The organism is Streptomyces sp. P9(2023) (assembly GCF_032436795.1).
Classification (GTDB): Bacteria; Actinomycetota; Actinomycetes; order Streptomycetales; family Streptomycetaceae; genus Streptomyces.
The window spans coordinates 19517-39671 of record NZ_JAUPWM010000014.1 but is presented as its reverse complement, the minus strand read 5'-3'; the positions used below and the strand labels follow the sequence as shown (position 1 = coordinate 39671).

General features: G+C 72.5%; 19 protein-coding genes. 8 read left to right on the top strand and 11 right to left on the bottom strand.

Translation table 11 applies throughout. The annotated features are described in order from the left end of the window. Positions 1-349 precede the first annotated feature (349 nt). From Q5762_RS19770 to Q5762_RS19760, 3 genes are read right to left on the bottom strand one after another with little or no spacing between them, the layout of a single operon-like run. Positions 350-1282 carry an acyl-CoA dehydrogenase family protein gene (locus Q5762_RS19770; RefSeq protein ID WP_315893488.1) on the bottom strand — a complete coding sequence of 311 codons (933 nt, stop codon included), beginning with the start codon at positions 1280-1282 and terminating at the stop codon, positions 350-352. A gap of 7 nt (positions 1283-1289) precedes the next feature. Continuing rightward, positions 1290-2423: an acyl-CoA dehydrogenase family protein gene (locus tag Q5762_RS19765; protein WP_315893487.1), complete on the bottom strand. Its 1134-nt coding sequence runs from the start codon at positions 2421-2423 to the stop codon at positions 1290-1292. After that, entirely contained in the window at positions 2423-3613 is a 1191-nt protein-coding gene (locus Q5762_RS19760; RefSeq protein WP_315893486.1) for an amidohydrolase family protein, read from the bottom strand. The genes Q5762_RS19765 and Q5762_RS19760 overlap by 1 nt, the downstream gene beginning before the upstream one ends. A 147-nt stretch (positions 3614-3760) precedes the next feature. Between Q5762_RS19760 and Q5762_RS19755 the strand changes: the two genes are divergently transcribed. Further along, positions 3761-5278, top strand: coding sequence for an AMP-binding protein (locus Q5762_RS19755; RefSeq protein WP_315893485.1), 1518 nt, complete (start codon positions 3761-3763; stop codon positions 5276-5278). 166 nt (positions 5279-5444) lie between these two features. On the opposite strand, the gene Q5762_RS19750 is transcribed toward Q5762_RS19755, so the two are convergent. Next, positions 5445-6425, bottom strand: a complete 981-nt coding sequence (locus Q5762_RS19750; protein ID WP_315893484.1) for a LysR family transcriptional regulator — start codon at positions 6423-6425, stop codon at positions 5445-5447. A 104-nt stretch (positions 6426-6529) separates the two neighbouring features. On the opposite strand from Q5762_RS19750, the gene Q5762_RS19745 reads away from it, so the two are divergent. Continuing rightward, on the top strand, positions 6530-7018 hold the full coding sequence (locus tag Q5762_RS19745; protein WP_315893483.1) for a cupin domain-containing protein: 489 nt from the start codon (positions 6530-6532) through the stop codon (positions 7016-7018). On the opposite strand, the gene Q5762_RS19740 is transcribed toward Q5762_RS19745, so the two are convergent. Both Q5762_RS19740 and Q5762_RS19735 read right to left on the bottom strand, forming a co-directional pair. Then, positions 7005-7508, bottom strand: coding sequence for an EF-hand domain-containing protein (locus Q5762_RS19740; RefSeq protein WP_315893482.1), 504 nt, complete (start codon positions 7506-7508; stop codon positions 7005-7007). The two genes, Q5762_RS19745 and Q5762_RS19740, sit on opposite strands and share 14 nt — an antisense overlap. Before the next feature lie 133 nt (positions 7509-7641). Next, positions 7642-8016 (bottom strand): STAS domain-containing protein, encoded by a 375-nt coding sequence (locus Q5762_RS19735; protein WP_315893481.1) that lies wholly within the window; start codon positions 8014-8016, stop codon positions 7642-7644. A gap of 217 nt (positions 8017-8233) precedes the next feature. Here Q5762_RS19735 and Q5762_RS19730 point away from each other — a divergent pair, with 217 nt between their 5' ends. Together Q5762_RS19730 and Q5762_RS19725 are read left to right on the top strand one after the other, a co-directional pair. Next, on the top strand, positions 8234-8815 hold the full coding sequence (locus tag Q5762_RS19730) for a sigma-70 family RNA polymerase sigma factor (RefSeq protein WP_315893480.1): 582 nt from the start codon (positions 8234-8236) through the stop codon (positions 8813-8815). After that, a complete protein-coding gene (locus Q5762_RS19725; protein WP_315893479.1) occupies positions 8812-10101 on the top strand; it encodes a zf-HC2 domain-containing protein in 1290 nt (429 codons plus the stop codon). The genes Q5762_RS19730 and Q5762_RS19725 overlap by 4 nt, the downstream gene beginning before the upstream one ends. A 141-nt stretch (positions 10102-10242) precedes the next feature. On the opposite strand, the gene purU is transcribed toward Q5762_RS19725, so the two are convergent. Together purU and Q5762_RS19715 are read right to left on the bottom strand one after the other, a co-directional pair. Further along, positions 10243-11094 carry a formyltetrahydrofolate deformylase gene (gene purU / locus Q5762_RS19720; RefSeq protein ID WP_315893478.1) on the bottom strand — a complete coding sequence of 284 codons (852 nt, stop codon included), beginning with the start codon at positions 11092-11094 and terminating at the stop codon, positions 10243-10245. A gap of 46 nt (positions 11095-11140) precedes the next feature. Further along, entirely contained in the window at positions 11141-11587 is a 447-nt protein-coding gene (locus tag Q5762_RS19715) for an SCO4402 family protein (RefSeq protein ID WP_315893586.1), read from the bottom strand. A 203-nt stretch (positions 11588-11790) separates the two neighbouring features. Here Q5762_RS19715 and Q5762_RS19710 point away from each other — a divergent pair, with 203 nt between their 5' ends. Then, complete coding sequence (locus tag Q5762_RS19710) at positions 11791-13074, top strand: ABC transporter substrate-binding protein (RefSeq protein ID WP_315893477.1); 1284 nt, start codon at positions 11791-11793, stop codon at positions 13072-13074. Between the two features lie 72 nt (positions 13075-13146). Here Q5762_RS19710 and Q5762_RS19705 read toward each other — a convergent pair whose 3' ends face one another. Beyond that, the gene (locus Q5762_RS19705) at positions 13147-14667 is read right to left on the bottom strand and encodes a hypothetical protein (RefSeq protein WP_315893476.1); all 1521 of its coding nucleotides are present in this window, start codon (positions 14665-14667) and stop codon (positions 13147-13149) included. Between the two features lie 176 nt (positions 14668-14843). Beyond that, positions 14844-16226, bottom strand: a complete 1383-nt coding sequence (locus tag Q5762_RS19700; protein ID WP_315893475.1) for a transcriptional regulator — start codon at positions 16224-16226, stop codon at positions 14844-14846. Positions 16227-16519: 293 nt separating this feature from the next. Here Q5762_RS19700 and Q5762_RS19695 point away from each other — a divergent pair, with 293 nt between their 5' ends. The 3 genes from Q5762_RS19695 to Q5762_RS19685 all read left to right on the top strand — a co-directional run bounded on the left by Q5762_RS19695 (position 16520) and on the right by Q5762_RS19685 (position 19747). Beyond that, positions 16520-17197 carry a bifunctional DNA primase/polymerase gene (locus Q5762_RS19695; protein WP_315893474.1) on the top strand — a complete coding sequence of 226 codons (678 nt, stop codon included), beginning with the start codon at positions 16520-16522 and terminating at the stop codon, positions 17195-17197. Positions 17198-17294: 97 nt separating this feature from the next. Then, positions 17295-18119 carry an ABC transporter ATP-binding protein gene (locus tag Q5762_RS19690; protein ID WP_315893585.1) on the top strand — a complete coding sequence of 275 codons (825 nt, stop codon included), beginning with the start codon at positions 17295-17297 and terminating at the stop codon, positions 18117-18119. After that, a complete protein-coding gene (locus Q5762_RS19685; RefSeq protein WP_315893473.1) occupies positions 18116-19747 on the top strand; it encodes a transporter in 1632 nt (543 codons plus the stop codon). The genes Q5762_RS19690 and Q5762_RS19685 overlap by 4 nt, the downstream gene beginning before the upstream one ends. Here Q5762_RS19685 and Q5762_RS19680 read toward each other — a convergent pair. Beyond that, a complete protein-coding gene (locus tag Q5762_RS19680) occupies positions 19734-20123 on the bottom strand; it encodes a hypothetical protein (RefSeq protein WP_315893472.1) in 390 nt (129 codons plus the stop codon). The two genes, Q5762_RS19685 and Q5762_RS19680, sit on opposite strands and share 14 nt — an antisense overlap. Between the last annotated feature and the right edge of the window lie 32 nt (positions 20124-20155).

Below are 20155 nucleotides of genomic sequence, written 5' to 3'. Positions count from 1 at the left end.
GACGTCCTCACGGAACGTGATTCCCTTGTGAGACAGCATGGTTGACGTACAGTCACCGCAACAAGCGCTTCGGGCATATTCCAGCGCGAAGGAGTACGCATGGTCCATACTGTGCGACGCACGTTGCGGGGAGTCGAACAGGAGGACGTCCAGCGCCTCCACGGGGTACCAGCGGTGGGCATCGCCCGATCCGGGGTCACCGCTACGGCGACACCGGGACGATCCGGGCTCACAACCACTCGCATCCCACGGAGGGTACCGGAGCGGAACCCCGACTCCGGGCCGTGACGGCCCGCCCGAAGGACACAACCCGATATCGACGCTCCGTGAGCACCCGCACACCCGCCGCCTACAGCGCGGCCGCCTCCATCTCCTCCGCCCGCGCCCGCGTCAGCCCCCGCTCGGCCCGCACCCAGGCCCGCTTGAGATGCAGATGTACGTCGGCCTCCCAGGTGAACCCCATGCCGCCGTGCACCTGAAGACAGTCCCGCGCACACTGCACAGCCGCCTCGTCGGCAAGCAGCTTCGCCCCGGCGATCTCGACGGGGTCGGCGGTGACGGCAGCCCCATAGACGGCCGCCCGCGCGACCTCGGTGCGTACGAGCATCTCCGCGCAGAGATGCTTGACGGCCTGGAACGCCCCAACGGCCTGCCCGAACTGCTCCCGATTACGGGCGTAAGCCACGGCCATCTCGGTCGTGCGCGAGGCACTCCCGAGCTGCTCAGCGGCGGTGAGCAGGACTGCCCCGTGTGGGCAATCGTCCCGCAGGGCGGGACGGGTGGGCACACGGGACGGCGCCCCTGCGGGCGCGTTCCGCTCCGAGCGCCCCGCAACCACAGGCCCGGGCACCCGATGCAAGGGCGTAAGCGGATCCACCGACCGCACGGCGACGGCACCCGTCACATCGCCCAGCACCACGTCCGCCGCCTCCAGCCACTCCACGAGGCCACCGTCGACCGCCGTCACCACCACCTCCCCCTCCGCGGCACCGTCCACGGAACCGGCGGCCAAGTGCGTGGCAATCAACGGCCCCGGCAACAACACCCGCCCCGCCTCCTCAAAGACAAGAACCGCCTCCGGGAGGCCGAGCCCCACACCGCCCGCCTCCTCCGGGAGCCGCAGGGCGAAGAACCCGGCCGCCCCCAGATCCCGCCAAAGCCCCCGGTCCAACACCTGGGAATCGACCGCCGCCCGCAACGCCTCCCGCCCGAACCGCCCCTCCAGCAGCTCCCGTACCCCCGCCTTCAGCGCCTTCTGGTCGTCCGTCAGCCGAAAGTCCACGTCACCCTCACCGCCCCTTCGGCAGGCCGAGTATCCGCTCGGCGACGATGTTCCGCTGGATCTGACTGGTCCCGGCCGCGATCGTGTACGACAGCGACGACAGCCGGTCCAACGTCCAGTCCCGCCCCAGATCCAGCGCGTCCGGCCCCAGCACCTCCGCCGCCGCCTCGTACAGCTCCTGCCGCGCATGCGAGTACCGCAGCTTGAAGACGGAGCCTCCGACCCCTGGCCCCCCACCCCCCGCCTCCGCCTCGCTCACGTTCCACTGCGTCAGCCGCCACAGCGCCCGGAACTCCGCGCTCAGCCGCCCGAGCCGCCGGCGTAGTACGGCGTCGTCCCAACGCCCGTTCTTCCGCGCGGCGGAGGCGAGCTCACCCAACACCCGCCGGCACGCCACGACCTCCCCCACGAAGGCCGTCCCCCGCTCGAACGACAGCGTCACCATCGTCACGCGCCAGCCGTCGTTCTCCTCCCCCACCCGGTTGGCGACCGGCACCCGCACCTCGTCCAGGAACATCTCCGCGAACTCCGTCGACCCGGCGAGCGTCCGCAGCGGACGTACGGTGATCCCGGGCGCGTCCATCGGCATCGCGAGCCACGTGATCCCCCGGTGCTTGGGACCTGAGCCGTCCGTCCGCACCAACAACTCGCACCAGTCCGCCACCTCCGCGTGCGAGGTCCATATCTTCGACCCCGACACGACGTACGCGTCCCCGTCCCGTACCGCCCGCGTCCGCAGCGACGCCAGGTCGGACCCCGCGTCCGGCTCGCTGAAGCCCTGGCACCACACCTCGTCGCCGCGCAGCACCGGCGGCAGCCAGCGCTCCCGCTGTTCGGGCGTCCCCTCGGCGGCGATGGTCGGCCCGGCGTGCAGCAGCCCGACGAAGTTGGCGCCGACGTACGGGGCCCCGGCGCGCTCGGTCTCCTCCAGGAAGATCAGCCGCTGGGTCGGCGAGGCGTCCCAGTGCACGTCCGCGTAACCGGCGTCGTACAGCCGCCGCTGCCAGCCGCAGTCGTACGCGCGCCGCCCCGGCCAGTCCAGCGGATCGGGCTTCGGCGGCAGCGTCGGCAGGACGCCCGCCAGCCATTCCCTCAGCCGCGCCCGGAACTCCTCCTCGCCCGCCCCGTCCGCGAGGTCCATCAAACGATCCCCAGGTCCAGCATGCGGATCGCGTTGCCGCGCATCAGCTTGTAGATCGTCTCGTCGTCGAGTCCCCGGACATGGTCCAGGGCGACTTCCTTGGTGTGCGGGAAGGTCGAGTCGACGTGCGGGTAGTCGGTCTCGAAGGTGGCGTTGTCCCGCCCCACCACGTCCAGCGACGCGATGCCGTGCTTGTCGCGGAAGAAGCAGCAGAACATCTGCCGGTAGTAGTACGTCGACGGCGGCTCGGGGATCAGGTCGCGCACCCCGCCCCAGGCCCGGTGCTCCTCCCACACGTCGTCCGCGCGCTCCAGGGCGTACGGGATCCAGCCCATCTGCCCCTCGCTGTACGCCAGCTTCAGCCTCGGGAACTTCACAAGCACGCCACTGAACAGGAAGTCCATCATCGAGGCCATCGCGTTGTTGAAGCTCAGCGAGGCCTGGACGGCGGGCGGGGCGTCCGGGGACGCGGCGGGCATCTGGCTGCTCGACCCGATGTGCATGTTGACCACCGTCCCGGTCTCCTGGCACACCGCGAAGAACGGGTCCCAGTAGCCGGAGTGGATCGACGGGAGGCCGAGATACGTGGGGATCTCCGAGAACGTCACCGCCTTCACGCCCCGCGCCGCGTTCCGGCGGATCTCTGCCACCGCCAGGTCGATGTCCCAGAGCGGGATGATGCAGAGCGGGATGAGCCGGCCGCCGCTGTCGCCGCACCACTCCTCGACCATCCAGTCGTTGTACGCGCGGACGCAGGCGAGGGCGACCTCCCTGTCCTTGGCCTCGGCGAAGGTCTGCCCGCAGAAGCGCGGGAACGTCGGGAAGCACAGGCTCGCCTCGACATGGTTCAGATCCATGTCCTTCAGCCGCGCCGCCGGGTCCCAGCAGCCGCGCCGCATCTCCTCCCGGGTGATGCCCTCCAGGGTCATGTCGTCCCGGTCGAAGCCGACGGCGGCGATGTTCCGCTTGTAAGGGAACTTGAGGTCCTCGTAGATCCACCAGTCGGTCGGCGGCCCGTCCGGATCCATCGTGATCTGGTACTTCCCGGCGACGTAGGCCAGCTCCCCGATCCCGGCGGTGAGCGGCTGCGGCCCCCGGTCGCGGTACTTGGCCGGCAGCCAGGTCTTGAAGAGATGGGCCGGTTCGATCACGTGGTCGTCGACGCTGATGATGCGGGGCAGCTCCGTCATGAGGCCCTCTCCCGTTTCCCGATGCCATTTCTGATGACCCGTCAGATACCGAGCGGTCTCAGGTTAGCCCCGCACCCCTGGACCGACAAGGAGCGGACCTCTACCCTCTCCCGTAAATCTGACTGATCGTCAGTTAAGGGGATCGCCGTGACCGACACCGCACACGCCCTGGGCGCCGCCCGGACCCTCTGGGAGCTGGTCGAGCTCCGGGCCGACCTCACCCCCGACCGGCCCGTCCTCCTCCAGCAGGACCGCGTGCTCACCTTCGGAGAGCTGCGGGAACGCGCCGAGCGGTGCGCCGCCGGGCTGTACGGGGCGGGGGTGCGGCCCGGCACCGTCGTGGCCTGGCAGCTGCCGACCCGGATCGAGACAGCGGTCCTCTCCTTCGCGCTCGCCCGACTCGGCGCCGTGCAGTCCCCGGTCATCCCCTTCTACCGGGACCGCGAGGTCGGCTTCGCGCTGCGCGAGTCGAAGGCCGAGTTCTTCGCCGTACCGGGTGTGTGGCGCGGCTTCGACCACACCGAGATGGCGCGGCGGCTCGGCGCGCGCGGGGTCTTCGAGGCGTACGGCCCCGAGTCGCTGCCCGACGGCGACCCGGCCGTCCTGCCGCCGCCGCCCGCATCCGGGGAGGACGTCCGGTGGATCTACTGGACCTCCGGCACGACCTCCGACCCCAAGGGCGTCCTGCACACCGACCGTTCCCTGATCGCGGGCGGCTCCTGCCTCGCGCACGCGCTGCACCTGACCGAGGACGACATCGGCTCGATGGCCTTCCCGTACGCCCATATCGCCGGGCCCGACTACACGGTGATGCTCCTGCTGTACGGGTTCCCCGCCGTCATGTTCGAGCAGTTCGCGCTGCCCGAGGCGCTGGCGGAGTACCGCAGGCACGGGGTGACCGTGGCCGGCGGGTCCACCGCCTTCTACTCGATGTTCCTCGCCGAGCAGCGGAAGCAGCCCGGCGAGAAGCTGATACCGACGCTGCGGCTGCTCGCGGGCGGCGGGGCGCCCAAGCCGCCGGAGGTCTACCACGCGGTCGTACGGGAGATGGGTTGCCAGCTCACCCACGGCTACGGCATGACCGAGGTCCCGATGATCACGATGGGGTCGCCGGACGACACGACGGAGAACCTGGCGACCACGGAGGGGCGGCCGCCGGCCGGGATGGAGATACGGATCGCGGACGACGGTTCCGGGAACGGCGAGGTCCGGCTGCGTGGCGAGGCCGTCTGCCAGGGGTACCTCGACCCGGCGCAGACCGCCGCCGCCTTCGACGAGGACGGCTTCCTGATCACGGGCGACGTCGGGCACGTCACGGCGAGCGGCCATCTCGTCCTCACCGGGCGGATCAAGGACATCATCATCCGTAAGGGCGAGAACATCTCGGCCAAGGAGATCGAGGACCTGCTCCACCGGCACCCGGCCGTCGGCGACGCGGCCGTCGTCGGCCTCCCGGACCCCGACCGGGGCGAGCGGGTCTGCGCGGTGATCGAACAGCCCCCGGGCGCGGACCCGCTGACCCTCGCGGCGGTCACGGAGTTCCTGCGCGGCGAGGGGCTCTCCGTCCACAAGCTGCCGGAACAGGTGGAGGTGGTGGACGCCCTGCCTCGTAACGAGACGCTGCGGAAGGTACTGAAGTACAAGCTCAGGGAGAAGTTCGCCTAGTAGGGCCTGTCCGGCGGATCAGGGTCGGATAGGCCGCGGCGTCCGGTGCGGTGCATCGCAAGGCGCCGGAGCGTCTCGATAGCGGAGCTATTGGGGCGTTTCGGCAACGCGGCGAGGTGCCGTGCCAGGCGTCGCGGACCCGGCCATGATCCGCCGGACAGAACACCTAGGGCGCCAGGTCGCGGGTGGCCTGGAGGAGGTGGCGGACGGGCGGGGGCGGCGGGCCGGGGCGCAGGGCCAGGTACGTCGTGACCGACGCGGTCCGTTCCGGGAGGGCGCGGACGGCGGTGCGCGGGGTGTTCGGGAGGGCCGCCACCTCGTAGAAGACCGTCCAGGAGGGCTCCCGGGCCGAGCCGATCGCGGTCAGGGTGGACTGGAGATCGGTGAACGGCGGCCCGAGCAGGGGCGCTTCGCCGGTCTCGGCACGTACGGCGGCGGTGACCAGGTCGTGGAAGGCGGGGTTGCGCTCGCGGGGCGCGAGGCGGAGGGGGAGAGCGGGGAGGTCCGCGAACTCCGTGAGTTGCGCGAATTCCGTGAGTTCCGCGAGTTCCGCGAGTTCCGCGAGTTCCGCGAGTTCCGCGAGTTCCGCGAGGGCGGGCGGCGCGGTGTCGCTCGCCAGCGGGTGCGTGGCGGGCAGGGCGACGTACAGCGGGTCGTGCCAGAGCGGCAGCAGTTCCAGGCCGGTGGCCGAGGTGCCGGGCGGGCGGGCCCGGACGAAGGCCGCGTCGAGGGCGCCCGAGCCGACGGCCGCGAGGCGCGCCGCCGGGGGCAGGCGCTCGGGGCGGACCTCAAGGCGGGGGGCGAGTTCGGCGAGGCGGGCGAGGAGCCGGTAGGTCCGGTCCCCCGGACCGTGCACGGTGCCCAGGCGGAGGACGCCCTCCTCGCCCGCCGCGAGCTCGGCGGCCACGCGGCGGGTGCGGTCGGCGGCGTCGAGCACCGCACGGGCCTCGGGGAGCAGCCGCTCGCCCTCGGCGGTGAGCCGGACCTGGCGGGCGGAACGGTCGAACAGCCGGACGCCCAGCTCGCGTTCGAGCCGGCGGATCTGCTGACTGACGGCCGACTGGACGATGTGCAGGCGCTCGGCGGCCCGGCCGAAGCCGCCCTCGTCGGCGACGGCCGCGAAGTAGCGCAGCTGCCTCAGTTCCATGCCGTCCCCGTCCCGTCTCCGCGTCCGCATCCATCTGTTTCGGTGATGTCTGTGGTCGGGAAACGGTTCTGGTTCGCCTGCTCTTCCCCGCATGGAATGGCTGCATGACACATCAAGCAGCACAGGTCGTACAGGCCGACGAAGCCGAACACATACCGCTGCCGCACGGCGGCGGCTTCCATCTGCTCGCGGACGGCGGCGCGCTGGGCGCGAACCGGCTGGCCCTCGGCGCCGGGGCGCCAGGGGCCCGGCTCCACTTCCACGCCCGCTCCACCGAGTTGTTCTACGTCCTGGCCGGGACGGTCGAGTTCGAGCTCGCCGGGGACACGACGGCCGTGGGCCGGGGCGGTCTCGTCCTCGTACCGCCGGGGATGCCGCACGCCTTCGGCGCCGCGCCGGGCACGCCGGCCGAGGTGCTCGCCGTGCTGTCGCCGGGCGTGGAGCGGTTCGGGTACTTCCGGTCGCTCGGCCGGATCCAGCACGGCCTGGAGCCGTTCGAGAGCCTGCTGCCCGCGCAGGAACGGTACGACGTCCACTTCGTGGACCGGGACGGGGCCAGGGACGGAGGTGGTGGCTCGGCTACTCCGTCATGAAGTAGTGCGCGAACGCGTTGACCGCCGCCGCCTCGTCGACCTGGCCCGAGGCGACGGTCGGCAGGGTACGGGCGCTCAGCGCGGCCGGGACGTCGGCGATGCCGAGGGCCAGCAGGGCGCGCTCCACGTCGGCGGGGGTCGCGGCGATGGCGAGGACGGCGTGCAGGAACGGCCGGGCGATCTCGGCGAACCGCTCGGGGTGGTCGTGCAGCCGCTTCACGGCGCCGCCGAGGAACTCCTCGCGGCTGACCTTCTGGTCGCCGTCGACGTCCGCGATCCCCGCCATGCCCTGCCAGAACGCCTCGGCGCCGTCGCACAGCGCCTGGCCCCGGTCGGAGCGGAACGACACGTCGAACTCGGTGAGCAGGCGCTTTGCCGCCGTACTGAAGTCCTCGCGCGAGATCGTCCCGTCGCCGTCCTGGTCGAAGGCGGCGAAACGGCGGGCGATCCGGCGCTCGTAGAGCTGTCCGGGGTTTTGCTCGGTGTCCATGGGCTCCATCCAGGGAGGGTACGACGATCGGCGCCGCGGTGCCGAGTGCGGCGACGCGCGGGTCACGCGACCCTCCCGGTCGCGAAGCCCTCGCCGCCCTCGCCGCCCTCGCCCCTCACGCTGCTCACGCCGCTCACGCCGACAGCGGCTGGGCCTCGTCGTCGACGGCCGCCATCGCGTCACCGTAGACATCGAAGAGGCGGCGCACCCCGAGCGCGGCGAGGACCCGGTTGACGTGCGAGGCGTCCTCCGAGCCCCGGGCGGGCAGGACGACGTGCAGCCGGCCCTGGCATGAGCGCATCAGGCGGCGCGCCGCGATCAGCACGCCCACCCCGCTGGAGTCGCAGAACAGCACGCCCGAGAGGTCGAGGACGACATCGTGGCGGCCGCTCGCGACGGCGGCGTGCACCCGTCTCCTGACCAGGGGCGAGGTCAGCAGATCCAGCTCCCCGTGGATCCGCAGCACGGTCCATGGGCCCTGCTCTTCTTCGTCGACGTGGAGATTCACGCGTCGCGCCCTTCAAGCGGAGGCAGTCGTTCAAGCGGAGGCAGTCGTTCCCGTCCCCTCCCGCTGCCCCGCGACCGCGACTCGAAACCCCCTGGCCCGGGGATGACCATTTCCTTACCATCCCGCCCCACCCCGGAGGCGTACTTGCCGCAAAGGGGAGTGCGCTGTCGGACGGCCCATTACTTTGGAGGGTGAACTCGGGTCGGGAGGTCGACGCATGGCGAAGGACACACCACCGCGCTGGGACCGCAGGATGCAGCAGCGTCTTGCACGCGGTGAGGCCGCCGCGCTCGGCGAGCTCTACGACCGGTTCGCCTCCCTCGTCCACAGCCTCGCCCACCGCGTGCTCGACGACGAGCGCGCCGCCGACCAGGTCACCCGCGAGGTGTTCGGCTACATCTGGGAGAACCCGGACGCGTACGACCCCAAGCAGGGAAACATGCGCTCCTGGGTCGCCAAGCTGACCCAGCGGCAGGCCGTCCACCGGCTGCGGCAGACGGAGGCGACGGCGTACGCGGAGACCGGCGAGGGCTCGGCGGAGGAGCTGGAGCAGAAGGTGCGCCAGGCCTCGGTCGCGGCCCGCGCCGACTACATCGTGACGTCGATGCCGGCGCCGCTGCGGGCCGCGCTTGAACTGGCGTACTTCCAGCGGCGCGACTACCGGCAGACGGCCGCGGACCTCGGCGTCACGGAGGACGAGGCGCGGCGCCGGCTGCGGCTCGGGCTACAGCTGCTCTCGACGGCGAACACCCGCCCGCTGGAGGGCTCGTCGCCGCCCGGTTACGGACGGACGCTGTGAGCGGCCCCGACGACACGCCCGACGAGGTGGCGCGCGCTCGCCGGATACCGGGACCGCGCGCGGCGGCGGACGACCACGCGGACCTGACGGGAAGCCCTGCGGTGACAGAGCGCACGACCGACCCCGGAGTGACGGATCCCGAGCCGCCGCCTCCTCCACCCCCGCCCCCGCCCCCGCCCCCGCCCCCGCCCCCGCACAGCGTCCTGAAATCGCTTCTCGGCGCGTGGGCGCTGTCGGCCTGCTCGCCGGAGGAGACGCAGGCGGTCGAGGACCATCTGACCGAGTGCGCGCCGTGCGCGGACGAGGCGCTGCGGCTACGGGACGCGGTCGGGCTGCTGCACTCCGAACGGGACCTGGACCTCGACCCGCTGCTGCGCTCCCGGGTCCTGGAGAACTGTCTGGGCCGCCGCCCGGCCCGTATTCCGGTGCCCACCTGGGCGACTCCGTACGACGCGGAGACGGCCCGGCTCGACGCGCTGCTGCGGGACATCGGCGAATCGGAGTGGCACGCGCCGGTACGGCTGAAGTGGTTCGAGGGCGAGCGGCCGGTGACGCGCAAGACGACGGTGGCCGGTGTCATAGGCCATCTGCTGACGGTGGACGGCCTGGTGTCCACGGCGCTCGGCCTGGACGACCCGCTGGGCCCGCAGGCCGCGGACCTCGACCCGGCGGAGCGTACGGAGGCGTACTGGCAGGGCTCGTACCACCCGCCGACACGGGGCGTGCGCGAGCCGTGGCGGGAGCAGAGCCACACGCTGATCCGCACGGTGTCGTTCGCGGGGCGGGGCGTCGCGGACCTGACGGTGACGTACGGGGACTTCGCGCTGCCGATGCGGGACTCGCTGCTTGAGCGGGCGTTCGAGTGCTGGGTGCACGCGGAGGACATCGCGAACGCGGTGGCGTATCCGTACGAGCCGCCGAGCGGGACGCACCTGCACGGCATGATCGACCTGGCGGCGCGGCTGCTGCCGGCGGCCCTGGCCGACCGGCGCCGCGCGGGCCTGGCGGGGCCGGCGCGCCACCTGGTCACGGCGGGAGCGCCGGGCCGCTCGCTCCACCTGGAGGTCGAGGGCTCGGGCGGCGGCCACTGGTACATCGCCCTGGACTCCCCGGCGGCGGTCGGCTCGCCGGACCACGCGGTGGCGCAGGTGGCGATGGACGGCGTCGAGTTCTGCCAGCTACTGGCGGGCCACGTCCCTCCGGGAGAGGCGGCGGCAGGCCAGGACGGCGACCGAGAGGCAATCCGAGACGTCCTCTTCGCAGCGGCGTCCCTCAGCAGGCTGTAGACCGCCGGGTTGTGGGCAATCGTTCCGCAGGGCGGAACGGGTGGGCACAACCCACGACGGCGCCGCACCCATGGGCACCGCCAGGCACCGGGAGCCTGGGCCCGGCAAGGGCGCCGTCCGTTGTGCCCACGCGCGCGCGGGCTACGCGAAGACGACCGTGCGGCGGCCGTTCAGGAGGATTCGGCGTTCCGCGTGCCACTTCACCGCTCGGGCCAGCGCCTGGCACTCCACGTCGCGGCCGGTCGCCACCAGCTGGTCCGGGGTGACCTCGTGGCCGACGCGCTCGACCTCCTGCTCGATGATCGGGCCCTCGTCGAGGTCTGCCGTCACGTAGTGGGCCGTCGCGCCGATCAGCTTCACGCCGCGCGCGTGCGCCTGGTGGTACGGCTTGGCGCCCTTGAAGCTCGGCAGGAAGGAGTGGTGGATGTTGATGATCCGCCCCGACAGCTGCTTGCACAGGTCGTCCGACAGGACCTGCATGTAGCGGGCGAGGACGACCAGTTCCACGTTCTCCGAACGGACCAGCTCCAGCAGCTCCGCCTCCGCCGCCGACTTGTTGTCCTTCGTGACCGGAATGTGCCGGAACGGAATACCGTACGAGCCGACCAGCTCCGCGAAGTCCGTGTGGTTGGAGACCACCGCGACGATCTCGACCGGCAGCGCCCCGATCCGCGAGCGGAACAGCAGGTCGTTCAGGCAGTGGCCGAACTTCGACACCATCAGCACGACGCGCATCCGCTCGTCGGCCCGGTTGATGTGCCAGTCCATCACGAACGAGTCGCCCACCGCCGCGAAGCTCGCCCGGAGCTTCTCCACGGTCACCGGCTCCTCCGCCGAGAAGTGGACGCGCATGAAGAAGAGACCCGTGTCCCGGTCCTTGAACTGCTGGCTGTCCTCGATGTTGCAACCCGTGATGAAGAGGTAGCTCGACACGGCGTGCACGATGCCCTGTTTGTCCGGGCAGGAGAGAGTGAGGACGTACTGGTCGGTCATCCCCGTAGTTTTTCACACCCCGCCACCCCGGCAGGGCGGACGTCCGTCAGACGGACCCGTTCATGATACGGAGCACGTCCAGGGAGCGCGGGGGCGTGTCCGGGTCCTCGCCGTCCGCCGACGCCATCCGTACGTGCGCCTCGCGGGCGGCCCGTACGGCCTCCGGCCACCCGTGGTGCTCCATGTACGCGGAGAACGGCGCGTCGGGCCCCACCTGGTGCATGATCCGCAGCACCCGCAGCGCGGCGACGTCCACCATCGCGGCCTCGCCCGAGTCGCGGAAGATCGTTCCGACGTACTTCTCGGCGGACCAGTTGTCCAGCCAGGTGTCCTCGACCAGGCGGTAGACGGCGTCGGTGACGTCGCCGTACCCCTCGTGGCCGGCCAGCCAGGTCGTCTCGTGGAACCCGGGGTCGGAGAGCATGTGCAGCGCCGAGCGCACGTTGCTGCGCCAGCGCCACCACGGCATGTCGTTGAGCGGCATGCCGCCCATGGTGGAGGAGCGACGGCCGCGACGGGAAGAGTTCACCGAACCTGAGACTGGACTGGACACCGTTCGATCGTACGTTCCCCATCAAGATCGGCCGACCAGCACCCTCCCCGGCCGGAGTGGACCCCTGCAATTCACCTTGGCGTCACCCTGCGTTGAACTATGCACATTTCTGCGTTACCCATGAGGCGGAATTGTGCGTGACCATGACCGGTAGGCGACTGACCTCACTCCTCGCGTACGTCACGGCGGCAGCGGCCGGGGCGTCACTGCTCACCGGCTGTGGCGTGATCCCAGGGACCTCGGGGGGTTCCAGGGAGCCCGTGATCGTCATGACCTGGGCCCCGGACGGGACCCGCGCCACCAACCAGCCCGGCATGCCCGCCATGGCCCAGGCCTTCGCCCGCTGGGTCAACGCGGCCGGCGGCATCGACGGCCATGAACTCAGGATCCTCACCTGCAACGAGGAGAACAGCTCCGCCGGCGCCGCGGCCTGCGCCCGCCGGGCCGTCCGCGAGGACGTCGTCGCCGTGGTCGGCTCGTACAGCCAGAACGGGCGCGCCTTCATGGCCCCCCTCGAAGCGGCCGAGATCCCGTACATCGGCGGCTACGGCATCTCCGAGGACGAGTTCACCAGCCCGCTCTCCTACCCGGTCAACGGCGGCCTCGCCTCCCTCATGGCCGGTCACGGCACGCAGCTCGCCGAGTCCTGCCGCAAGGTCTCCCTCGTCCGGCCCGACACCCTCGCCGGCGACAAGCTGCCCGACCTCCTCAACTCCGGACTGCGCAAGAGCAGCCACGACGGCGCCACCGACATCCCGGCCCCCGAGGACGCCGCCGAGTACACCGCGCCGGCCGACCGCGCCCGCGCCAAGGCCGGCGGCAAGGACGGCTGCGTCGCCGCCGTCCTCGGCGAACGCACCCAGACCTTCTTCGACTCCTTCCGCCGCCTCCCGGGCGACGAGGGGGGGAAGGGCTCGGACGACGCGAAGAGCGCCGAGAGCATCCGGATCTCCTCCGTGCTCGGCAGCGTCAGCCAGCCCGTCGTCGACCGCACCGGCGGCGAGCACAGCCCCTTCGAGGGCGCGTACGTCACCGGCTGGTACCCGGAGGCGAACGACGAGCGCTGGGCCCCGATGCGCAAGGTGATCAAGGACCACGCGTTCGCCGACAACCGCGTCGACCCGACCGACGCGGGCGTCCAGACGACCTGGATCGCGTACACCGTCCTGAAGAAGGTGATCGAGTCGCTCGACAGCGAGTCGATCACCGCGGGCGCCGTCGCGTACGCCCTGGACCAGGGTGTCCAGGTCGAGACCGGCGGCCTCACCCCGACGCTGCGCTGGCGTTACGAGGACATGCTCGGCGCCCCTCGCTTCCCGCGGATCGTCAACCACGAGGTGACGTTCCAGGTGGTCCGCAAGGGGCAGCTCGTGGCGCAGAAGCCCGGCTTCGTCGACGTCGGCGAGACCGTCCTCAGCGCCCCGTAGGCACGCGGGCCCCGGAGCCGGGGGCCGGAGCCGCGGGCCCAGGAGCCGGGCCGCCCCGGAGCCGGGTGGCCCCTACAGCTGGACCGGCTCCCGCTTCGGCAGGCCGAACTTCTGGGCGGTCGGGTTCCACAGCCCGGCCGCCTCGCGCTTGGCGATCGTCGCGTCGGAGCTCTTCTTGCCCGCCTCGACCGTCTGCGTGGTGCCCCGGGCCTTGCCGCCCTTGCACAGCTTCTTGTTGCCCTTCACCTGGTCCGCCCAGGCCGCGTAGTGGTCGTCGGCGGACGCCGAGGCCTGCCACGCCTTGGTGAGCGCGGCGCTCAGCGCGGCGTTGTCCGGGATCTTGTCGACGCTCAGGCCCTGCAACCGGGTCACCAGGGCCCGCCGCTGCCCTGCGGCGCCCCGCAGATCGACGGCCGCCTTGTCCAGGTTCTTGCACTGCTTGATCGCCTCGACCGAGCGGATCACCGCGTCACGGCTGTTGTTGCTGTCCGCGAGCAGCTTGTCGAGCGCCTTCGCCTGCGGCTCGGCCGGGTCGGCCGGGTCGGCCGCGGCCTTCCCGCTCGGCGCGGCCGACGGGACGCCCGAGCTGGCGGCCACGTTCTGGCCGGGGCCCTTGTCCTTCTCTTCGCCCCCGCCACTGAGCAGCGCGCCGGCCCCGAGGCCGACGACCGCGCAGCCGACGACGACGGCGGCGATCAGGGCGACGGGCGACTTTCGGCGCCGCTCGGGCTCGTCGTCGTAGCCGTCCTGGTACGCGCCCTGGAACGCGGGCGGCACCGGCGGCTGCTGCTGGAACTGCTGCTGCGGCGGGGTGTGCGGGGCGTAGGGCGCCTGCTGGTGCTGCTGGAACTGCGGCGGCGCGGCCTGCCGCGGAGGCTGCGGCATGTGCTGCGTCGCGTCGCTGCGGAAGAGGTTGTCGAACTCGGCGGGCGGCTGCCGCTCACCGGGCGTCTGCGCCGGTACGGGAGCGATGTACTGGGTCGCGTCCGACGCCCCGGCGGGCTGCTGCGGCGGGCCGCCGGCCAGCGGGCCGGTGCCGAGGAACTGCGTGTCCGAACCGGCGCCCCGCGCGGCGACGGGCGGGATGTGCTGGGTCGCCTGCATGTCGGCGACGGAGGGCGCGGGCGGGTAGCCGTACCCGGGCTGGGCGGGCTGCGCGGCGGGAGGATATCCGTAGCCGGGCTGCGCGGGCTGCACCGGCGGAGGGTAGCCGTACCCCTGCGGCGGCTGCGGCTGCCCACCGGGTATCGCGCCCGGCATCGGTCCGGGCATCGGCCCCGGCCCCGCGCCCCGGGGCGCAGGCGGGATCGGGGCGATGTACTGCGTCGCCTGCATGTCCGCGACCCCGCCCGGCACGGCCTCCGGCGGGAGCGGCTGGGCCGGCAGCAGCGGCTGAGCGGACCCCTGGGGCTGCTGCGGCTGCTGCCCCTGCGGTCCCCCACCGGGACCCCAGGCGCCGCCCCACGGCTGGCCACCGGCCGGGCCCGTGCCCTGGCCGGTCTCCACGCCGCCCTCCGCGGGCAGCACGACACCTTCGTGCGTGGGCCGTACCGCCGGATACTGCGGCTCCGGCCCCTGTCCGCTCTGCGTCACCGGGACTCCTACTGATGGACCTACGGAATCGTCGGCTCACGCTACCGGGTGCGTCCAGGGCGGCGCACACACGTGTGAGCCCGGTAACAGACCCACAACGAACCCGTACCGGTCCCGCCCCAAACTCCCGTATCTCCGCGCCCCCGTGGCCCCTTCCGGCCCCGGAGACCCGGTCGTCACACCGCGTGCAGGTCCAACCGCGCCCCGAACCCCCGTACCGCGGGCTCCGCCGCGAACGGGTCGAGCCGCTCCTTCAGGTCGTCCAGATACTCCGAGCCCCGCGAGGACCGCAGCGTCGCGAGCAGTTCGAGCGCCCGCGTCCCCGTGTGGCAGGCCTGCTCCACCTCGCGCCGCTGCACCTGCGCCGAGGCGAGCAGCACCAGACCGATCGCCCGCCGCCGGGCCCGCGTCTCGGGGTGCCCGTCGAGCGACTCCTCCGCCGCCCGCGCCGCCTCCTCGGCCTGCCCCAGGTCCCGGTGACAGTGGGCCAGTTCGTCGGCGAGGTACGCGTGGTCGAAGTGCGCGATCCACGCCGGGTCGTCGCCCGACTCCGGATCCGCCTGCTCAAGCGCGCGTACGGCACGACCGGCGACCGCCGCGAAGGCGTGCGCGTCCCCGAGCAGCGCGTGCCCGCGGGCCTCCGCCGCGTAGAACATCGCCTCCGCCCTCGGCGTCACCCGCCCCCGCGCGCCCTCCTGCGCCGCCCGCGCGAGCTGCGCGATCTCCCGGGGGTTCCCGAGCTGGGCGGCCAGATGACTCATCGAGGCGGCGAGCACATAGCCGCCGTACCCCCGGTCGCCGGCGGCCTGGGCGAGCCGCAGCGCCTGGATGTAGTACCGCTGGGCGAGCCCCGGCTGCCCGGTGTCCACCGCCATGTACCCGGCCAGCTCCGTGAGGCGCGCGACCGCCGCGAACAGCTGCCGGCCGACCGTCTCCCGGTACGAGCCCGAGAGCAGCCCCGCCACCACGCTGTTCAGGTAGTGCACGACCACCGGCCGGACGTGCCCGCTGCCGAACCGCCGGTCCAGGTCCACCAGCGCCGCCGTCATCGCCCGGACCGCCTCCACGTCCGAGACCCCGACCCGTGCCCCGGCCGACCGGGCCACGTGCGTGTCCGCGCCCGTGATCAGCCAGTCCCGGCTGGGCTCGACCAGCGCGGAGGCCGCGACCGTCGACCCGGAGAGGAAGTCCCGGCGGCCGACGTCGCTCCGCCACAGCTCGCAGACCTGCTCGATCGCGCCGAGCACGGTCGGCGCGAACTGCAGCCCCACGCCCGCCGCCAGGTTCTTGCCGTTGGCCATGCCGATCTCGTCGATCGTGACCGTGCGCCCCAGCTTGCGGCCCAGTGCCTCCGCGATGATCCCCGGTGCCCGGCCGCGCGGCTGCTGCCCGCGCAGCCAGCGCGCCACGGACGTCTTGTCGTACCGCAGATCGAGACCGCGCTCGGCCCCGACCATGTTCACCCTGCGGGCGAGGCCCGCGTTGGAACACGCGGCCTCCTGAATGAGCGCCTGCAGCCGTTCGTTCGGCTGGCGGGCGACGAGTGGCCTGGCTGACATGACTACCCCCTGAGGCCGGTGTGTGATCGAAGAGAACTGATCACTGCCCGGCGGATATCCGGTCAATGCCGATGTGAACACGCGAAACCGGACGCATCGGCCACGGGTCCCTGTGCATGCCCCTCGCGCGGGGCACGGCCGACACCCCCCACCCCTGGCTACCCCTCCACCGCTCGCCGGCCCCACGCGCGCCCCCGTCCGTGCACCCATGCGCCCCGCCGTGCAGGATCGATGCTCCAGAGCGCGCGGCACCCCGCCCGTAACCCCAGGTGACGGCGGGAGTTGAGTTCACCGTGGAAGAGACCATCGGAGTCACGGAAGCCGCACAGATCCCCAAGCAGCGAGGCGAGCAGCTGCTGGACAGCGCCGTGCGGTATGCGGAAGAGCGGCACTGGGACGTGTTCCCGGGGACCTGGCTGGAGGCGGTCGAGGGCCGGGAGCGGTGCTCCTGCGGCGTCGAGGCGTGCGTCACGCCCGGCGCGCACCCGGCCAGGCCCGACTGGTCGACCCAGGCGACCGGCAGCGCGGTCGGGGCGCGGCGCATGTGGTCGAAGCAGCCCAAGGCGTCGATCCTGCTGCCGACCGGCCGCACCTTCGACGCGATCGAGGTCCCTGAGGCGGCGGGCTTCCTGGCCATGGCCCGGATGGAGCGCATGGAGCTGACGCTCGGCCCGGTGACCTGTACGCCGGACCGCCGGATGTACTTCTTCGTCCTGCCGGGCGCCGCGACCAAGGTCCCCGATCTCGTACGGAAGCTGGGCTGGGCCCCGGCCTCGATCGACCTGACCACGCGCGGCGAGGGGTTCTACGTGGCGGCGCCGCCCACCCGGGTCGGCGGCCACGGCGCGGTGCAGTGGGCCCGGCGGCCCACCGCCGCCAACCGCTGGCTGCCGGACGCCGAGGAGCTGATCAGCCCCCTCGCGTACGCCTGCGGCCGGGAAGCGGCGGCGGCGCGGGCCCGGCACCCCTGAGGACGGCCCCTTAGGGTGTGCTCGTACGCGGCGCCAGCGCGCCGTACGGGGACGACCGAAGGGCTGACGGACCATGCCTGACCAGGCATCTGACGGAATGTACGTAGAGGCGGGCAGCGCCCCCGGGGGACCGGGAGCGGTGCCCGCCGTTCGCGTGGAGGGGCTGTGGAAGCGCTTCGGGCAGCAGATCGCCGTGCACGGCATCGATCTCGTCCTGCCCGCGGGCAGGTTCATCGGTCTCGTCGGCCCCAACGGCGCCGGCAAGACCACCTCCCTCTCCATGATCACCGGCCTGCTGCGGCCGGACGCGGGACGCGTGCTCGTCGCCGGGCACGACGTGTGGCGCGACCCGGAGTCGGTGGCCGAGGTCAAGGCCCGGATCGGGATCCTGCCGGAGGGTCTGCGGCTCTTCGAGCGGCTCTCGGGCCGCGAACTCCTCGCGTACACCGGGCGGCTGCGGGGGCTGCCCGGTGCCGAGGTCGACAAGCGGGCCGCGCAGCTGCTCGACGTGCTGGACCTGGCGGGCGCGCAGAACAAGCTGGTCGTGGACTACTCGACCGGTATGCGCAAGAAGATCGGCCTGGCGGCGGCGCTCCTGCACAATCCGGAAGTCCTCTTCCTGGACGAGCCGTTCGAGGGCGTCGACCCGGTGTCGGCGCAGACGATCCGGGGCGTCCTGGAGCGGTACACCGCCTCGGGCGCGACCGTCGTGTTCTCCAGCCATGTGATGGAGCTGGTGGAGTCGCTGTGCGACTGGGTCGCGGTGATGGCGGCCGGGCAGATCCGCGCGCAGGGCCCGCTCGCGGAGGTACGCGGTGACGCGCCGTCGCTGCAGGCCGCGTTCCTGGAGCTGGTGGGCGCGAACGGGCGGGAGTCGGCCGGCGACTCGCTGGACTGGCTCGGCGGGGGTACGGCCCGATGACCACGGCCACGACGACGGCCACGGCCGCCGCCGCACCTGATTCCCTGACGTCCGTCTTCGTCCGGCTCAAGTGGTCGCTGCTGCGCAACGGGCTGCGGCAGTCGGCCGGCCGGACCGCCGCCTATGTGACGTCGATCGTCTTCTCCGCCCTCTTCGGCGCGGCGCTGCTCCTCGGGTTCGTCCTGCTGCGGGGGTACGCGGACGCCGACTCGATCGCGATCCTGCTGACCGGGTTCCTCGCGCTGTCGTGGACCGTCATGCCGCTGTTCGTGCCGAGCGGCGACGAGACGCTCGACCCGTCGCGCCTGGTGATGCTGCCGCTGCACCCGCGTCCGCTGGTGCGGTCACTCCTTGTGGCCTCGCTGGTGGGCATCGGCCCCGGGTTCACCCTGCTCGTCGGCGTGGGCGCGGCCCTCGCGCTCGCGCGGGGCGCGGCGGGGGTCGTGGCGGCGGTCCTCGCCGTGCCGCTGGTGGTCCTGGTGTGCGTGGCGCTCTCGCGGGCGGTCGCCGCCGCCAACGTACGGCTGCTGACCTCGCGCAAGGGCCGGGACCTGGCGGTGCTGAGCGGTCTGGTGATCGCGCTCGGCATCCAGGTGGTCAACTTCGGCGCGCAGCGGCTCAGCCGCTCCGGGGGCCTGGCGGCGCTCGAACCGGCCGCGGCGGTGGTGGGCTGGCTGCCGCCGGCCTCGGCGATCGCGGCGGTGGACTCGGCGAGCGCGGGCGACTACGCGGCCGCGGCCGGGCAGTTGCTGCTCACGGTCCTCGCGCTGGGGGCGCTGCTGTACTGGTGGCAGCGGAGCCTGGTGCAGCTGATGACGGCACCGGACGGCTCGACGATCGGCGCGGCCGGGGAGTCGGGCCGGGACCGGGCGTCCACGGGCCTGCTCGGGCGGCTGCTGCCGGGCGGGCGTACGGGAACGGTGATGGAGCGCAGCCTGCGCTACGTCTGGCGCGACCCGAAGACGAAGGCGAGCTGGATCACCGCGCTCGCGATCGGCGCGATCGTGCCGATGTTCAACGCGCTCCAGGGCGCGGGCGGGGTCTACTGGGCCTGCTTCGCCTCGGCGATGCTCGGCATGCAGATGTACAACCAGTTCGGCCAGGACACCTCGGCGTTCTGGATGGTCGCGCAGACGATCTCGACCAAGGCGGACGCGTACGCCGAACTGCGGGCGCGGGCGCTGACGATGCTGCTGATCACCGTTCCGTTCACGATCCTGGTGACGGCGGGCACGGCGGCGGTGTCCGGCGAGTGGTCGTCGCTGCCGGACGCGGTGGGCGTGGCCTTCGCGCTGCTCGGCGCGATGCTGGCGGTCGGCGCGGTGACCTCGGTGGACTTCCCGTACTCGATCCCGCAGGACAGCCCGTACAAGAACGTGGCGCCGGGGCAGGGCGGGCTGGCCTGGATCTCGATCTTCGGCGGCATGCTCGCGGCGGCGGTGCTGTGCGCGCCGGTGATCGGCGCGGCGATCTACCTGCACGTCACGGACGAGCGCTCGGTGCTGTGGCTGCTCCTTCCGACCGGGGTCCTGTACGGCGCGCTGCTGATGTGGGGCGGCCTGAAACTGGCGGCGTCGCGGATGGCGGGGCGGCTGCCGGAGATCCTTGTGGCGGTCAGTAAGGGGTGAGGGGGCCTGTTGGCCTGTCGAAGGCGCCGGGCGGTGGCTCGGCGCCTTCGGCGTTCCACGGGGTGACGGCGGGCGTCGCGGGTCCGCCGGCGAGCTCGGCCATGTGGCGCAGGCGGGCGTAGTAGGCGACGGCGCCGTTCTCGTCGTCGAGCGCCGGCAGGACCTTCTCGACGGCCGCACGGCAGCGGAGCAGGATGGCCCGGCGGCGGGCGTCGAGCGAGCCGTCGAGCGCCGCGGAGACGCAGCCGGCGATGTCCGCGTCCAGCAGCACGAAGTCCGCGCCTTCGATGTCCCGCCCGCGCAGCTGGGGCGGGAAGGGCGCGCGCAGGTGCTCGGCCCAGAGCCGCGCCAGAAGATCCGGTTCTGTCTCGTTCACGGGGACGATCATGCCTCGGGCGGGGCGTTCGA

What these genes read in the sequence shown, in the direction of transcription:
- Q5762_RS19715 (WP_315893586.1), bottom strand. Translation starts at nt 11,587, where the DNA reads ATGGGCGGCATGCCGCTCAACGACATGCCGTGGTGGCGCTGGCGCAGC.
- Q5762_RS19690 (WP_315893585.1), top strand. Translation starts at nt 17,295, where the DNA reads ATGTACGTAGAGGCGGGCAGCGCCCCCGGGGGACCGGGAGCGGTGCCC.
- Q5762_RS19740 (WP_315893482.1), bottom strand. Translation starts at nt 7,508, where the DNA reads ATGGACACCGAGCAAAACCCCGGACAGCTCTACGAGCGCCGGATCGCC.
- Q5762_RS19760 (WP_315893486.1), bottom strand. Translation starts at nt 3,613, where the DNA reads ATGACGGAGCTGCCCCGCATCATCAGCGTCGACGACCACGTGATCGAA.
- Q5762_RS19700 (WP_315893475.1), bottom strand. Translation starts at nt 16,226, where the DNA reads ATGTCAGCCAGGCCACTCGTCGCCCGCCAGCCGAACGAACGGCTGCAG.
- Q5762_RS19765 (WP_315893487.1), bottom strand. Translation starts at nt 2,423, where the DNA reads ATGGACCTCGCGGACGGGGCGGGCGAGGAGGAGTTCCGGGCGCGGCTG.
- purU (WP_315893478.1), bottom strand. Translation starts at nt 11,094, where the DNA reads ATGACCGACCAGTACGTCCTCACTCTCTCCTGCCCGGACAAACAGGGC.
- Q5762_RS19685 (WP_315893473.1), top strand. Translation starts at nt 18,116, where the DNA reads ATGACCACGGCCACGACGACGGCCACGGCCGCCGCCGCACCTGATTCC.
- Q5762_RS19710 (WP_315893477.1), top strand. Translation starts at nt 11,791, where the DNA reads ATGACCGGTAGGCGACTGACCTCACTCCTCGCGTACGTCACGGCGGCA.
- Q5762_RS19745 (WP_315893483.1), top strand. Translation starts at nt 6,530, where the DNA reads ATGACACATCAAGCAGCACAGGTCGTACAGGCCGACGAAGCCGAACAC.
- Q5762_RS19730 (WP_315893480.1), top strand. Translation starts at nt 8,234, where the DNA reads ATGGCGAAGGACACACCACCGCGCTGGGACCGCAGGATGCAGCAGCGT.
- Q5762_RS19750 (WP_315893484.1), bottom strand. Translation starts at nt 6,425, where the DNA reads ATGGAACTGAGGCAGCTGCGCTACTTCGCGGCCGTCGCCGACGAGGGC.